This is a genomic window from Nocardioides gansuensis, assembly GCF_003076135.1.
Lineage (GTDB): Bacteria > Actinomycetota > Actinomycetes > Propionibacteriales > Nocardioidaceae > Nocardioides > Nocardioides gansuensis.
In genome coordinates this window covers 42,250-57,995 of sequence record NZ_QDGZ01000001.1, presented here as the reverse complement: position 1 = coordinate 57,995, position 15,746 = coordinate 42,250, and the positions used below count along the sequence as shown (strand labels likewise).

General features: G+C 67.7%; 13 protein-coding genes and 2 tRNA genes. All 15 read left to right on the top strand.

All coding sequences use genetic code 11. The annotated features are described in order from the left end of the window. Positions 1–95 precede the first annotated feature (95 nt). Positions 96–2,843 carry a DNA gyrase subunit A gene (gene gyrA, locus DDE18_RS00255; RefSeq protein WP_116570245.1) on the top strand — a complete coding sequence of 916 codons (2,748 nt, stop codon included), beginning with the start codon at positions 96–98 and terminating at the stop codon, positions 2,841–2,843. Between the two features lie 3 nt (positions 2,844–2,846). After that, the gene (locus DDE18_RS00250) at positions 2,847–3,371 is read left to right on the top strand and encodes a DUF3566 domain-containing protein (protein WP_116570244.1); all 525 of its coding nucleotides are present in this window, start codon (positions 2,847–2,849) and stop codon (positions 3,369–3,371) included. A gap of 59 nt (positions 3,372–3,430) precedes the next feature. Then, positions 3,431–3,507 (top strand) — tRNA-Ile (locus tag DDE18_RS00245). A 56-nt stretch (positions 3,508–3,563) separates the two neighbouring features. Beyond that, complete coding sequence (locus DDE18_RS23270; RefSeq protein WP_211754338.1) at positions 3,564–3,689, top strand: DLW-39 family protein; 126 nt, start codon at positions 3,564–3,566, stop codon at positions 3,687–3,689. A gap of 58 nt (positions 3,690–3,747) precedes the next feature. Continuing rightward, positions 3,748–3,823, top strand: a tRNA-Ala gene (locus DDE18_RS00240). A gap of 474 nt (positions 3,824–4,297) precedes the next feature. Then, positions 4,298–4,972: a haloacid dehalogenase type II gene (locus DDE18_RS00235; RefSeq protein ID WP_116570243.1), complete on the top strand. Its 675-nt coding sequence runs from the start codon at positions 4,298–4,300 to the stop codon at positions 4,970–4,972. Between the two features lie 79 nt (positions 4,973–5,051). Further along, positions 5,052–6,401 (top strand): aspartate aminotransferase family protein, encoded by a 1,350-nt coding sequence (locus DDE18_RS00230; RefSeq protein WP_116570242.1) that lies wholly within the window; start codon positions 5,052–5,054, stop codon positions 6,399–6,401. Between the two features lie 41 nt (positions 6,402–6,442). Continuing rightward, complete coding sequence (locus tag DDE18_RS00225) at positions 6,443–7,495, top strand: phosphotransferase (protein ID WP_116570241.1); 1,053 nt, start codon at positions 6,443–6,445, stop codon at positions 7,493–7,495. Positions 7,496–7,639: 144 nt separating this feature from the next. Continuing rightward, on the top strand, positions 7,640–9,181 hold the full coding sequence (locus DDE18_RS00220) for an ABC transporter substrate-binding protein (RefSeq protein ID WP_211754337.1): 1,542 nt from the start codon (positions 7,640–7,642) through the stop codon (positions 9,179–9,181). A 56-nt stretch (positions 9,182–9,237) separates the two neighbouring features. Beyond that, positions 9,238–9,801, top strand: coding sequence for a GntR family transcriptional regulator (locus tag DDE18_RS00215; RefSeq protein WP_116570240.1), 564 nt, complete (start codon positions 9,238–9,240; stop codon positions 9,799–9,801). A gap of 100 nt (positions 9,802–9,901) precedes the next feature. Beyond that, a complete protein-coding gene (locus tag DDE18_RS00210) occupies positions 9,902–11,071 on the top strand; it encodes an ROK family transcriptional regulator (RefSeq protein WP_116570239.1) in 1,170 nt (389 codons plus the stop codon). A gap of 344 nt (positions 11,072–11,415) precedes the next feature. Beyond that, positions 11,416–12,690 (top strand): extracellular solute-binding protein, encoded by a 1,275-nt coding sequence (locus DDE18_RS00205; RefSeq protein WP_211754336.1) that lies wholly within the window; start codon positions 11,416–11,418, stop codon positions 12,688–12,690. An 86-nt stretch (positions 12,691–12,776) separates the two neighbouring features. Beyond that, complete coding sequence (locus tag DDE18_RS00200) at positions 12,777–13,748, top strand: carbohydrate ABC transporter permease (protein ID WP_116570237.1); 972 nt, start codon at positions 12,777–12,779, stop codon at positions 13,746–13,748. Further along, positions 13,745–14,584: a carbohydrate ABC transporter permease gene (locus DDE18_RS00195; RefSeq protein ID WP_116570236.1), complete on the top strand. Its 840-nt coding sequence runs from the start codon at positions 13,745–13,747 to the stop codon at positions 14,582–14,584. The genes DDE18_RS00200 and DDE18_RS00195 overlap by 4 nt, the downstream gene beginning before the upstream one ends. Before the next feature lie 88 nt (positions 14,585–14,672). Continuing rightward, complete coding sequence (locus DDE18_RS00190; protein ID WP_116570235.1) at positions 14,673–15,740, top strand: LacI family DNA-binding transcriptional regulator; 1,068 nt, start codon at positions 14,673–14,675, stop codon at positions 15,738–15,740. Positions 15,741–15,746 lie beyond the last annotated feature (6 nt).

The following is a 15,746-nucleotide window of genomic DNA, read 5'->3' as shown; positions in this document are numbered from 1 at the left end:
GGCTTCGAGACGGCGCTGGCGCGCCTCCTCGACCACCGATGCACAACTATCCAGGAATCTAGGACACGAGCTAGAGAGCCCGAGAGGCACGCAGAATGACTGAGACGACCGGCAACCTGATCGGCGACGGCGGGGGCGGCGGCCGCATCGAGCCCATCGACCTCCAGCAGTCGATGCAGCGCTCCTACATCGACTACGCGATGGCGGTCATCGTCGGCCGCGCGCTGCCCGACGTGCGCGACGGCCTCAAGCCCGTGCACCGCCGCATCCTCTACGCGATGTACGACGGGGGCTACCGGCCCGACCGCGGGTTCAACAAGTGCTCCCGCGTCGTCGGCGACGTCATGGGTCAGTACCACCCCCACGGCGACTCGGCCATCTACGACACCATGGTCCGCCTCGCCCAGCCCTGGGTGATGCGCGCGCCGCTGATCAACGGCCAGGGCAACTTCGGCTCGCCGGGCAACGACTCCGCGGCCGCCATGCGATACACCGAGTGCCGGATGGCGCCGCTGGCCATGGAGATGGTCCGCGACATCGACGAGGACACCGTCGACTTCCAGCCCAACTACGACGGCAAGTCGACCGAGCCCACGATCCTGCCCAGCCGGTTCCCCAACCTGCTGGTCAACGGGTCCGCCGGCATCGCGGTCGGCATGGCCACCAACATCCCGCCCCACAACCTCCGCGAGGTCGCCGAGGGCGCGATCTGGGCCCTCGAGCACCCCGACGCCACCCGCGAGGAGCTGCAGGACGCCCTGGTCGAGCGGATCAAGGGCCCCGACTTCCCGATGGGCTCGCTCATCGTGGGCCGCCAGGGCATCGAGCAGGCCTACCGCACCGGCCGCGGCTCGATCCCCCAGCGGGCAGTCGTCGAGATCGACGAGGACTCCAAGGGCCGCACCTGCCTGATGATCTCCGAGCTGCCCTACATGGTGAACCCGGACAACCTGGCGCTCAAGATCGCCGAGCTCGCCGACAACGGCCGCATCCAGGGCATCGCCGACGTGCGCGACGACACCTCCTCGCGCACCGGCCAGCGCCTGGTCGTCGTGCTCAAGCGCGACGCCGTGGCGCGCGTCGTACTGAACAACCTCTTCAAGCACACCGAGCTGCAAACCAACTTCTCGGCCAACATGCTCGCGCTCGTCGACGGCGTGCCGCGCACGCTGACGATCGACCAGTTCATCAGCAACTGGGTCGCGCACCAGGTCGACGTCATCCAGCGCCGGACCCGCTACCGGCTCCGCAAGGCGGAGGAGCAGGCGCACATCTACCGCGGCCTGGTGAAGGCGCTCGACATGCTCGACGAGGTGATCGCCCTGATCCGGCGCTCGCCCGACGTCAGCGAGGCGCGCCAGGGCCTGATCCAGCTGCTCGACATCGACGAGCTGCAGGCCAACGCCATCCTCGAGATGCAGCTGCGCCAGCTCGCGGCGCTGCAGCGGCAGAAGATCATCGACGAGCTCGCCCGCCTCGAGACGGTCATCGCCGACCTGCAGGACATCCTCGCCAACGAGACCCGCCAGCGGCAGATCATCACCGATGAGCTCGGCGAGGTCGTCGCGAAGTACGGCAACGAGCGGCGCACCCAGATCATCGCGGCCGACGGCGACCTCTCGATGGAGGACCTGATCCCCGACGAGGACCTCGTCGTGTCGATCACCCGAGGCGGCTACGCCAAGCGCACCTCCCGCCAGCAGTACCGCCTCCAGAAGCGGGGCGGCAAGGGCGTGCGCGGCGCGACCCTGCGCGGCGACGACGTGGTGGAGCACTTCATCGCCACGACCAACCATCACTGGCTGCTGTTCTTCACGACGGCCGGCCGGGTCTACCGCACCAAGGCCTACAACCTCCCCGAGGCGCAGCGCGACGCCAAGGGCGGCCACGTCGCCGGGCTGCTGTCCTTCCAGCCCGACGAGTCGATCGCGCAGGTGCTGGCGATCCGCGACTACGAGCAGGCCCCCTACCTCGTGCTCGCGACGAAGAACGGCCTGGTCAAGAAGACCCGCCTCGCCGACTACAACAGCCCCCGGCAGGCCGGCGTCATCGCGATCAACTTCCGCGAGGACGACGACGAGCTGATCGGCGCCGAGCTGGTCAACGCCGAGGACGACATCCTGCTCGTCTCCCGCAAGGGCCAGGCGATCCGCTTCAAGGCCGACGACACCCAGCTCCGGCCGATGGGCCGCGCCACGTCGGGCGTCACCGGCATGAAGTTCCGCGACAGCGACCAGCTGCTCTCGATGTCGGTCATCCGCGCGGCCCAGGTCGCGGCCGAGGAGGCCGCCGAGGCTGCCCTGGCCGCTGACGCCTCTGCCGAGGACGAGGCAGACGGGCTTCCGGGCGTGAAGGAGCAGTACGTCTTCACCATCACCGACGGCGGCTTCGCCAAGCGCACCCGCATCAACGACTACCGGCTGCAGTCCCGTGGCGGCATCGGCATCAAGGCGATGTCGCTGGCCAACGAGGACCGCGGCGGGCTCGTCGGCGCCTTCATCGTCGAGGAGGGCGACGAGGTCCTCTCGATCACCCAGGCCGGCCAGGTCGTGCGCAGCCCGATCAACGCCGACTTCCGCCCGATGGGCCGGTCCACGATGGGCGTCAAGTTCGTCGCGCCCAAGGCCGGGGACGCCGTCGCCGTCGTCGCCCGTTCGGTCGAGGCGCGCGAGGAGGAGGGCGTCGAGGACGAGCCTCCGTCCGCGGACCCGACCGACACCGAGGCGTCGCCGTACGCCGCCGGCGAGGACGCCGCGGAGCCGACCGCCGACGCGGGCGAATCGCCCGAGGAGGCCGAGGGTGCAACAATCGAGAGCCAGGACGACACCGAGACGGAGGAGTGATCCATGTCGGAGCGCACCGCGACCTCCCCTGAGAGAGCAGCGGACCGTCCGTCGCTGGCCGAGCGCCTCCAGTCCCGGCTCGCCGGTGCTGCCCGCGAGCACGCTGCCAACGCCAAGCCGGAGGCGTCCCCGCGCCGCCCCGGTCCCCGGGCACCCCGCCGGGCCCGGCTCCGGCTGACCCGGGTCGACCCGTGGTCGGTGATGAAGACGGCCTTCCTGCTGTCGGTCGCCTTCGGCGTCGTCACCTTCGTGGCGGTCTTCATGGTGTGGTCGGTGCTGGGCGCTGCCGGCGTCTGGGACTCGATCAACTCGGCCGTCGCCAGCGTGGTCGAGGGCGACAACAACACCAGCACCTTCGACGTGACCAACTACGTCGGCATGTCGCGGGTGCTCGGCTTCACCCTCCTGGTCAGCGTCATCGACGTGGTGCTGCTGACCGCGATCGCGACCCTCGGGGCGTTCCTCTACAACATGGCAGCGGCCCTGCTCGGCGGCATCGAGGTCACCCTCGCCGAGGACGAGCACTGACGTTTTGTTGGCACGTCTCGGCTTGTTGTAGTGTTCCCCCTCGGCGAATCCGCCGGTGCGGGCCTATAGCTCAGACGGTTAGAGCGCTTCCCTGATAAGGAAGAGGTCACAGGTTCAAGTCCTGTTAGGCCCACCAACCCCCGCAAGGCCAGCCCCCGGACGGCCCGCCGTGAGCAGGCCATAGGAGCGAACATGAAGAAGATCCTGCTCGTCCTGATCGCCGCCGCGGGCGCCGCGATCGCGAAGAAGAAGTTCGACGAGGGCCGCACCGAGCAGGCGCTGTGGGCCGAGGCGACCGACCCGGTCGACAAGGCCTGACCACAGCGCTTGGTGGACGCAGCCTGATCCACACCCTGGCCGGCTCGTCCGGCCACCCGGGGCCTTGGCGCAATTGGTAGCGCACCTGCTTTGCAAGCAGGGGGTTAGGGGTTCGAGTCCCCTAGGCTCCACCACGAGAAACCGCAGGTCAGCCTGCGGTTTCTGGCATTCTCGGGCCTATCCCCCTGCTGACCTTGCGCTCGGTAGGGGACTGGTGGGGAAGCGAGCCCCGTGGCTGCGCAGCTCGTCGCTCCACTCGGTGCCCGGCGTTCACCGCACTCACCGCGGTGCACGGTGAGGGATGCGGCATGGCGTGGCGAGCAATGCATCGTCGAACGCGGTGACGACCAGGATGGGCTTCGTCCGCGCTACGAGGCTGCACCGGAGTCGTCGTGCCCCCCACGTCGATCGAGAACGCCTCGCCGTTCCTGGGTTACTACCCGCGTGCAGTCCTGAGGCCGCCTCACACCGGCCGCGGCGACTCTTGACATGCCGGCCCGAAGACGGCAGAGTCCTACTATAGTCTCAGTCTGAGAATGAGACACAACAACGACTGAACCGAGATCGACCCTCAGTTCCTCTCCGAGCCCCCGATCAGAAGGCATCCCATGAGCAACCCCTCCTTCCGTCCGAAGTACGTCTCGTTCGACTGCTACGGCACCCTGATCAGCTGGCCGATGACGCCGATCACCAAGGAGCTGGTCGGCGACCAGATCCCCGCCGAGAAGTGGGACCGGTTCGTGGCGGAGTTCCGCGGCTACCGCTACGACCAAGTCCACGGGGAGTACTACCCCTACGAGCAGGTGCTGCAGGACTCCTTCGACCGGGTCTGCCGCAAGTGGGGGATCGAGTCGGACCCGAGCGCGGGGAAGCGGTTCGCCGACGGCGTCCGGAGCTGGGGCCCGCACCCGGACGTGCCGGCGCCGCTGAAGAAGATGGGCGAGCACTACAAGCTGGTGATCCTCTCCAACGCCGACGACTCCTTCCTTGCCGAGAGCGTGCCGCGGCTGGGTGCGGACTTCCACGCGGTCTTCACTGCCGAGCAGGCCGGCTACTACAAGCCCCGGTACGGCGCGTTCGAGTACATGCTCGACCAGCTGGACGCCACACCCGAGGACTTCGTGCACGTCGCCTCGCACACCCGCTACGACCACATGCCGATGCACGACATGGGCTTCCGCAACCTGGTGCTGCTGGACCGTGGCTACGACCCGGTGCCGCCGGGCTACGACCTCACGGTGGTGAAGTCCCTGGACGAGCTGAACACGATGCTCGGGATCTGAGCAGTTGGCACCCCAGAACGCAGGTCCAGCCCCCGAGACTCGGCCCAACCGATCAAACAAGAGTGAAGGTGACCCCCCGATGACATCGACCCTGAGTCGAGCGATCGTCAACTACCCCAACCGGTTCGACCCAGGTGTACTGAGCGAGCTCCCCGAGCATCTCCAGGAGACCATCCAGCGCCGGAACAACGTGCTGGGTCCCGGCTACACGCTCATCTACAAGGAGCCGGTCGAGTTCGTCGCAGGCCATGGCGCGCACCTGGTGGACCGTGACGGCAACGACTACCTCGACGCGTACAACAACGTTCCGTGCGTCGGGCACGCCCACCCGCACGTCGTCGAAGCCGTCGCCCGCCAGATGGCGGCAGTCAACACCAACACCCGCTACGTCCAGGAGTCCCTGGTCGACTACGCAGAGCGCCTGCTCGCGACCTTCCCCGAGGAGCTCTCGAAGATCAGCCTGGCCTGCAGCGGGTCGGAGGCCAACGACCTCGCGGTGCGGGTGGCGAGGTACCACACCGGTGGTGAGGGAATCATCGTGACCCGATGGGCCTACCACGGCATCACCCGCGAAGTTGCGAGCTTCTCGCCGCATCTCGGCACAGGGTCACCACTGGGTCCGAACGTGCGGCTCATCGACCCTCCTGACCCGCGACTCGCGGCGCCCGGATCAACTCTGGCCGAGCACATGCGCAAGCAGGTGCGCGACGCGATCGATGACCTCGAGCGCCACGGCTACCGGCTCGCGGCGCTGGTCACCGACTGTGCCTACACCAGTGACGGGATCTTCACGGACCCGGTCGGCTACATGCACGGGGTGGTGGAGGAGGTCCATGGGGCGGGCGGTGTCTACATCGCCGACGAGGTGCAGTCGGGATTCGCCCGGCTCGGAGACTCGATGTGGGGCTTCAGCCGGCACGGCGTGCTGCCGGACATCGTCACCATGGGCAAGCCGATGGGCAACGGGCTGCCGCTCTCCGGTGTGGTCTTCCGTCCCGAGGTCTCCGACGAGTTCGGACGGAACGTGCGCTACTTCAACACCTTCGGTGGCAGCTCGATCCCGGTGGCCGCCGGCGCTGCGGTGCTGGACGTCTTCGAAATGGAGAACGTGCAGCAGCGCGTCCTCGAGAACGGCACGGCGCTGCGCGCCGGACTCGAGGAGATCACCAAGGACTCCGCCTACGTCGCTGAGGTGCGTGGCAGCGGTCTGTACGTCGGTGTGGAGATCGTCAAGGACCGGGCGACGCTCGAGCCCGACCGCGCCCGCACCGAGGACGTCATCAACGACCTTCGTGACCGTCGGATCCTCATCAACGGCACGGGCCAGTCGGCGAACGTCCTGAAGATCCGCCCGCCGCTGGCCTTCACCTCCGACGACGTGACCCGATTCCTGGAGACCTTCGCCGAAGTGGCGAAGGATCGCCTGTAGCGGGCGGGCAGAAGGGACTGACAGTGAGCGCCTCACCGCCCATGAGCCCCACCCATCAGCTCCTCCAGGAGAGCGGCCTGGGGTCGTCTCACCAGCCCATCGACGCGATGCTGGTGGGCCTCCTCCTGGAACGCCACTACGACGTCAGCGGAGATCTCGAGCCACTGGCCACGGAGAAGGACGACACGTTCCGAATCAGCACCGACTCGTCGGGCTACCTGGTGAAGGTCTCACCACCTGACGAGCCAGAGTTGGTGGTCGCGCTCCAGACGGCCGCGATGCGCTTCCTCGAAGGCAACGCTCCGGAACTGCCGGTCCAGCGGGTGAAGCTGACCGTCGACGGAGACGACCACGTCAACATCGATCTGAACGACGGCAGGACGCGAGTCCTTCGGGTGTTCACCTTCGTGGATGGGCCCGTCCTGGCCGGGACGAACCCGGACCAGGATCAGCTCGCCAAGGTGGGCGAGATGCTCGGGCGAGTTGACGTGGCGCTCGCGGGGTTCGCGCACCCTGCCGACCAGCGGGTCCTGGTGTGGGACATCCGGCATTTCCACCAGCTGACAGGACTCGTCGAGCACACGCCGAACGCCGAGCACCGTCACCTGGCACAGGAGGTCTTCCGGCTCTTCGAGGAAGCAGTCGTTCCGAGGCTGGGTGATCTCGAGACGCAGGTGATCCACGGTGACTACAGCCCTCACAACGTGGTCGTGGACCCGCGGCGCCACGACTTCGTCACCGGCATCATCGACTTCGGTGACACCGTGCGCAGTGCCGTGATCTTCGACCCGGCCGTCACGCTGGCGAACCTGCTGGGACGGGCGCCCGACGGCCCGTGGCGGGAGGCCTGCAGCTTCGTCGCCGGCTACGAGCAGGCACGGCCGATCCAGGAATCGGAGCTTCCCCTGCTGCCGGTTGCGGCGCTGGCTCGTCTCACGCTGCGCGCGCTGATCACCAACTGGCGTGCCGGGCGTGTCCCAGCACGCCGCGACTACCTGCTGGCCCATGCCAAGGACGACTGGACGAACGTGGCTCGGGCCATGGCCGTACCCCTGGACGACGTCATCGCGCAACTCCGGGAGCCCCCTTCATGAAGTTGGTCCGAACGGACCCGGAAGCTGGCCGATCGACGACCCGATCGGCCCCGACCAGTGAAACGCCATCTGGCTGCGAAGTACCTCGACACCAAGACTGACGCGGGTGAGCGTGATCCCGCCCACGAACGAAGGACCAAGTACATGACTCGATTGCGTTTGGCAGGTGGCCTGGCGGTTCTCGCGCTGACCGCCTCGGCATGCGGCATGAGCGGTGGCGACGCCGGACAGACCAACGAGGGCGAAGGCACCGGCAACGGGCACGTGGCCTATGCCGAGTTCTACCCGCCGATCGCTGCGTGGGCGCTGGAGACGGACGACTCCTTCACGCTCGCCCGGACGGGTTGCCTGGAACCGCTCGTGCAGTACGAGTCCGACGGGTCCCTGGGAGAGAAGCTGGCGACGACGTGGGAGCAGGTGGAGCCGACAGCGTGGGAGTTCCAGCTGCGCGAGGGCGTGCAGTTCCAGGACGGCACGCCGATGGACGCCGAGGCGGTGGCCGGAGCGCTGACGCACCTGCTGGAGCGCAAGACGCCTGCCCGCTCCTTCAACTCCGACGTGGTGGCCGGGGTGGAGGCGGTGGACGAGACCGCGATCCGGATCAGGACCAAGCAGCCCGACGTGCTGCTCCCATACCGGATGGCCACCCCCAACACCGGCATCCTCGCCCCGAAGGCCTACGAGGGGAAGCAGCTAGACGTCAAAGGCACCTGCACCGGCCCGTTTGAGATCGTCGAGGAGATCCCCCAGCAGTCGCTCAGCCTGGAGCGCAACGAGGACTATTGGGGTGGCACCCCGGCGCTCGCCACCGCGGAGGTCAGGTACATCGTCGACGGCGCCGTACGAGCCACCCAGCTGCAGACTGGGGAGGTGGACATCGCCCCCGTCCTGCCGGTGGTCAGCATGGCCGAGCTCGAGGGCAACGACGACGTCGAGGTCAGCACGGTCGAGATGCCCCGGACGACCGCGATGATGCTCAACAACTCCCGGCCGCCGTTCGACGACCCGCTGGTGCGTCAGGCGATCCAGAAGGCGATCGACACCGAGGCCATCTCCGGGAGCATCTACGAAGGCGTGATGACGCCCGCGACCGGCCCGTTCTCGCCGGAGCTGCCGTGGGCGCCCGAAGGCGCCGCCCCGGTCTCGCGTGACCTCGATGAGGCCAGGCGTCTCCTCGACGAGGCCGGCGTGGACCCGAGCACGCTGTCGATCGAGCTGCTGGCCTACAACTCCCGGCCGGAGTTCGGCGACCTCGCCACGGTGATCCAGGACCAGCTCGGCGAGCTGGGCGTCGAGGTGAAGGTCAAGTCCGGTGAATACGCATCGTTCGAGCCCGATGTCTTGGCCGGCGACTACGACGCCTTTCTGCTCTCGCGCGGCTACCTGATCGACCTGGGCGATCCGGCTGGGTACCTGGCTGCGGACTACACCTGCAAGGGCAGCTACAACCTCGCGCACTACTGCGATGCGGAGACCGACGCCTCCATCAACCAGGCCCTCCAGGAGGAGGACCAGGACGCCCGGTTCCAGACCTACGCCGAGCTCGCGGAGCGGCTCCAGTCCGAGGCGGTCAACGTGTTCCTTGTGCACGAGTCCGCAGTAGTGGGTACGACGGCTCGAGTCGAGAACTTCGAGCAGCACCCGCTCAACTTCTACGCGCTCACCTCAGAGCTCACTGTCAGCTAGCGCCCCGGCATGCCCGCTGAGACCACGCGGGTCGACGAGTACTGGAGAAACCACCGATGAAGCTCACGCCGTACTGGCTCGACACCTCCTGTCAGGGACCGGACCGGTCCACCACCGAGGTCGGCGGCGATGTGGACCTGCCGGTGGTCGGGGCAGGGTTGACCGGCCTGTCGGCAGCCCTGCCCCTGGCAAGTAAGCCGCAGCGAGGCGTCCTTGTCCCGGTCCTCACCGATCAGGACGTCGCCGACGGCTACCTTGCCCGCGGCGCGCTCGAGTCAGCGGCAATCCGGGCGATCATCGCTCGAGGCCTCATGGAGACGGCGTACGAAGCGTTGGACAAGTACGTCACCCAGATGGAGACGGCCGCAGCGGCCGGCGACTGGGCAGCGGTCGGCACGTTCGACATCGAGTTCCACACGGCGCTCGTCGCAGCCACGGGGAGCCCGCGGCTGCAGCGCATGTTCACCACCGTCGTCTCCCCCGAGATGCGGGTCTGTCTCGGCATGGTCTCCGCCGGACGGACTCGCGAGGACGTCGTCGCGGGACACCGCAAGATCGCCCATGCCGTCCGCCAAGGCGACGCAGATCAGGCGCTGTCGTCAGCAGCCAGGGAACTGTGATGACTGAGCGGACGACGCTCGTGCCCGGACCCGGGAAGTGAGCGATGCCGGCAGGCCCGGATCGGCTCACTCGGCGAATCGGGCTCGCTAGGGTGATGCGGTGAGCAGCAACCCCACGTCACGGGACTACACCAAGGCGTCGGTCCTTGACGTGGTCCTCTCCCGGGCGCCCGTGACGCGCAACGAGCTCATCGAGCTGACGGGCTTGAGCAAGGCCACGGTGTACAGGGCGGTGGAGGATGTTCGCGCCGATGGCTTCGTCATCGACGGCGGAGTCGATGCGATCAGCGGCCGCGGCCGTCGATCCACGTATGTCGACGTGCCCCGGACGGCCGGCCACGTCGTTGGTGTCAGTTTCGGCGCGCAGACCACGGGCGCCATGGTGACAGACCTCAGGGGTCGCGAGATCGAGCACGTGATTGTCCCGACGGTCGACCACCCCGACGTCAGGAGCGCCGCCGTATGGCTGGTCGACCTGATCGCGCGGGCCTGCGAGTCAGCGGAGGGGCCCTTACGACAGATTGTCGTCGCGGTCCCCGGCCGTGTCCGCGACGGCAGGGAAATCTTCGGTCCCGCGGAGTCGATGAAGATCTTCGCGGGCGCCGAGCTGCATCGGAGCCTCGAAGACCTGGTCGACGCTCCGATGCTGCTCGAGAGTGACGCCAATTCCGCCTTGCTGGGCATCATGATCGATGACGCCACCATCAGGAACGCCGCGCTCTTCAACGTCAGCAGCATCCTGAACTTCGCAAGTTGCACGGATCACGAGCTCGTCCGTGGGCGCACCTCTTTCTTCGGGGACTTCGGCGTGCTCTTCTCCGGGGTCGACAACGAGACCCTGGACGGGCTGCTGAGCACGAGCGGGCTTCTACGGTTCGCTCGCGGGCGGGGGCTCAACCTTCAGCGCATCGACGATCTCTGGCTGGAGCCGCACAACGAGGTGGCGCGCGCCGAGGTGCTGGAGGCGTTCACCACGGCGCTCGTGACTGCTGTCAGTGCCGTTGCCGTGACGCTAGACCCTGAATCGGTGTACTTCGTGGGCCGATTGCGCCCGCTCGTCGACGAGGTACTGCCCGAGCTGCGCGGAAGACTCGACAAGAGCCATCCAACAGTCCCAGAGATCAAAGCGGTGACACACGTCCTCGGTCTGTCGACGGCTCGAGGCGCCGCGTACGCGGGCCTGACGTTGGCTCGGGACCGGCTACGAGCCGCGGTACTCGAGGCACGTCGTCGAGGCCAGCCTGCAGAACAATCCGTGCCTGCCTTCTGATGGGAGATGCGGCGGCGGGGAGGGCCGCCGCATCCGCGGCTACTCATGGGTGCGCCTCACCGCGGGTCCCCTGGGCTCCCCCACGTGAGACCGCAGGTCACCCTCCGGTACCTGGCACTTCCAGGGGCCTCCCCTCCTGATCTCTGGTCCCTGACGGTGACTGGTGCGGCCACGATCACGAGATCCGCCCGCCTTGGGCATTGACACGTGATCGCAGTCACATCTACCTTTGCCTAAACGTTTAGCCTAAACGATTAGGCAACCTCCTCGGGCACACAGATAAGGGCAATGCGATGGGACATGGACTTCCGGAAGTAGCGCTTCGGCCGAGGTTCGGCCGCACGATGGGAGCCGCGGCAACAGCGCTCGTGATGGCGGCTGGGATGGCTGCCTGCGGCGCAGGCGGGAACGCGTCGTCGAGTGACGGGGCCGAGACGGTCACGGTCCTGGTCGAGGGCGGCGGCAAGGCCGAGCTCGAACCGGTGGCCGAGGCGTTCACTGAGGAGACCGGCACGAAGGTCTCGCTGGTCGAGCTGCCCTACGACGGGTTGTACGACCGGCTCTCGAGTGAGTTCTCCTCGGGGTCGGTGTCGTTCGACGTCGCGGCCCTGGACGCCATCTGGCTGACCGGGTTCGCGGACGGGGTCGAGCCCCTGGACGACATGTTCACCGACGAGGTCCAGGCGGACCTCTTCCCGGCGCTGGTCGAAGAGGCCCAGGTCGACGGCACGTTCGTCGGGATGCCGGTGTGGACCAACGCGGAGATCCTGTTCTACCGCACCGACCTGTTCGAGGACCCCAAGCAGCAGGCTGCCTTCGAGAAGGAGTACGGTTACCCGCTGGCGCCCCCGACCGACTGGCAGCAGTTCCAGGACATGGCGGCGTTCTTCACCCAGGACACCGACGGCGACGGCACGACCGACCTCTACGGCACCGACGTCAAGGGTGCGGTCGAGACGGAGTGGCTGGCACATGTCGCGCAGGCTGGCTCGCCCGGCATGGTTCTCGACGCGGACGGCAACGTCATCATCGACAACGCCGAGCACCTGGCCGCCCTGGACTTCTACACCGAGGCCGTGGCGGATGCGCCCGAGGGTGCGTCCCAGGTCGACTGGGCTGCAGCGCAGAACCTGTTCAACCAGGGCCAGGTGGCGATGACGAAGTTCTGGGCACACGCGTATCCCCAGATCCCTGAAGACTCGAAGGTCAAGGGCAAGGTGGGCGCCGCGCCGATGATCGCAGGAGATGCTGGTATCGGCGCCGTGCCGGGCAACTGGTACCTCTCGATCCCCAAGGCGGGGGACAACAAGGAGCTCGCCCAGGAGTTCATCCAGTTCGCCTATGACCACAACGACCTGAGCATCGACTCCGCGCTGGGGCTCGCGGCACGCAAGTCGGCCTTCGAGAAGTACGCCGACCAGCCGGGCTACGAGCACTTCGAGGCGCTGATCGCCACCCTCGAGGGTCCTGCCACCATGCCGCGGCCGGCCAACGCCAAGTGGCAGCAGATCGTCGACACGGCACTGATCCCGATGCTCCAGAAGGCTGTGGAGCCGGGAGCCGACAACCAGGCCCTGCTCGACGAGGCCAAGGCCCAGATCGAGGAAATCCTCGGCTGACCACTCCCGGTCGGCGCCCGCCTCCGTCAAGGCGGGCGTCGACCGGACACCCCATTCCCGCTCGTTCCGCCCCTGAGAGGAGAGACATGAGCGTCAGCGAACCAGGGCAGGTCACCACCCTGCCCCGCCCGACCCGCGCGGAGCACGGCAGGCGACCTGGCAAGGGCTCCCGCATCGATGACCGGCGCTTCGCGCTCCTGCTGATGATCCCGGCCGCACTGTTCATGCTCGCGTTCGTGGCCTGGCCGCTCGTCAAGCTGGTCGTCGACAGCTTCTTCGAGATCTCCCCGATTGCCGGCGGCCCGCGCACCTTCGTCGGTCTCGACAACTATGTCGATGTCCTCGGCTCGTCGGCGTTCCAGGCGGCCGCGGCCCGAACCCTCGGCTACACCACGCTCGTGGTCACCTTCGAGTTCGTGCTCGGCCTGGCCGCCGCACTCCTCTTCAACAGCCTGGGCAATCGATCCCGCATCCTGCGCACGGCGTTCCTGTACCCGCTGATGATCGCGCCCATCGTCGCCGGCTTGCTGTGGCGCTTCCTGCTCATCGACAACTTCGGCATCGTCAACGAGCTTCTCTTCCGCCTCGGCATCCTGAACGACCGCAACGACATCGGCTGGCTCAGCGACTCCTCGATCGCCCTGTTCGCGGTCGCGGTGCCCGACATCTGGCTGACCACGTCGTTCATGACCCTCGTCCTCTTCGCGGGACTGCAGAACATCCCCGGGGACATCATCGAGGCCGCCCGGATCGACGGCGCCGGCCCCGTCTCAACCCTGTTCCGCATCATCCTGCCGCTGCTGCGGCCGGTGATCGCCGTGGCCCTCGTGGTGCGCGGCGTCGACGCCGCGAAGGCGTTCGACATCATCCTGATCCAGACCGGGGGCGGGCCGCAGAACTCCACCGAGACCCTCAGCCTGCTGATCTACCAGACCATGGTTCGTTTCGGGGAGCCCGGCACCGCCAGCGCCATGGGCACCCTCTATCTCGTCGCGATGCTCGTGGTGGCCGTCGTCGCGGTCGGACTCATCTGGCGACCCGGTGGGAGGCAAGCATGAGCACGCTCGAGGTACGCAAGACCCCAACCCGCCTGCTGCTGTGGTTCCTCCTCGGCTCGATGGTGGTCCTCTACGCCTTCCCGTTCCTCTACCTGCTGCTCACCTCGTTCAAGACCCCGCTGGATGCGCTCGCCGTCCCGCCCAAGGTCCTCCCGGATGAGTGGACGCTGGCCAACTACGAGAGGGCGCTGAGCCGAGAAGGGGTCCTCGCCTCCTTCATCAACAGCGTCAGTGCCGCCACGATCAGCACTGTGCTCTCCCTGGTCCTGGCAGTGCCGGCGGCGTACGGCGTGACCAGGTTCCGCACCGTCAGCGGCCGCGTCTTCGTGATGGCGGCCCTCGTGACGCGGATGATCCCTCCCGTCGCCATCGGGGTCCCGATGGTGGGCATGATGCGGGCGTTGGGGCTGACCGACACCCCCACCGGGGTTGCGATCGCGCACACGACCATCTCACTGCCACTCTCGATCTGGCTGATGTCGAGCTTCCTCGAGTCGGTTCCCGACGAGCTGGACGAGGCGGCACGGGTGGACGGCGCGGGCCGGCTCGCCGCGCTGTGGTACATCATCCTCCCCGTGGTCCGGGGCGGGGTCGCGGTCACCGCCATCTTCGCCTTCCTGGCTTCGTGGAACGAGTTCCTCTTCGCCCTGCTGCTCACCGCCATCCGGGCACAGACCACGCCGCTGGTGATCGCGAACTTCCAGACCCAGTTCGGTCTGGAGTGGGGAGCGATGACAGCGCTCGCCACGGTCTACTCACTCCCAGTGATCCTGCTGACCCTTCTCCTCCAGCGCTACATCGTGGCCGGGATGACCCTGGGTGCAGTCAAGGGCTGACCCGCGCACTTCGAGACAACACACAACCCAGAAAGCAGAATCCTCGTGGACTTCCGGACCCCAACAGCCCTCTCGGAGGACGAGTGACATGAGTCGACCAGAGGGGACCGACCCGCAGGGGCGCTCCGCAAAGCCGCCGGGCATCAAGGACGTCGCTCGGCTGGCCGGAGTGTCCGCAGCAACCGTCTCGCAGGTGCTCAACGAGGTGCCCGGCTCCCGGATCAGCGTCGAGACCCGGCAACGGATCCATCGGGCCGCGGCCGACCTCGGCTACGTCCCCAACCGGCTGGCCCGCGGGATGCGCACCGGGCGATCCGGAATGCTGGGGCTGATCAGCGACACGATCGCGACCACCCCATTTGCCGGCAGCATCGTGGTCGGTGCCCAGGACACCGCGCTGAAGCACGGCTGCACGCTCGTCCTGGTCAGCACCGACGGCGACCCGACGGTGGAGCAGGAGTCGGCCAACGCGCTCCTGAGGCACCAGGTGGACGGGTTCCTCTACGCGACCATGTTCCACCGCCGGGTGGACCTGCCACCGGCGCTGGAGCGTGTCCCGACGGTGCTCCTGGACGCGGCCTCGGACCGGGCCGAGCTGCCGTCGGTGGTCCCCGACGAGGTCGGCGGAGCCGAGGCAGCGGTCGGGGAGCTGCTCGCCCACGGTCACCGACGGATCGGGTTCCTCACCAACCAGGACGACGTACCTGCGACCCACGGCCGTCTCGAGGGGTATCGCAACTCACTGACCCGCGCGGGCATCGACTTCGATCCCGGCCTGGTCCTCGATGATGAGTCCGTCACAGCGGGTGGGTACCGCACCGCCCGCCAGATGCTCGACCGCGAGGATCGTCCGACCGCGCTGTTCTGCTACAACGACCGGATGGCGATGGGTGCCTACCGCGCCGCCGCCGAGCTGGGGCTCCGGATCCCCGAGGACCTGTCCGTGGTGGGCTTCGACAACCAGCTCCTCCTGGCCGAGGGTCTCTATCCGGAGCTGACGACGGTGGCCCTGCCCCACTACGAGATGGGCGCGTGGGCGGTCGAAGCACTCATCGCACTCCTCGATGGGCGCCCAGTGGCCGACGACGGAGTCACCTTCCCCGTAGCCCTTCCCTGCCCGCTCGTGCGCCGATCCTCCGTCGCCGCGCCGTCCTGAGCCGCC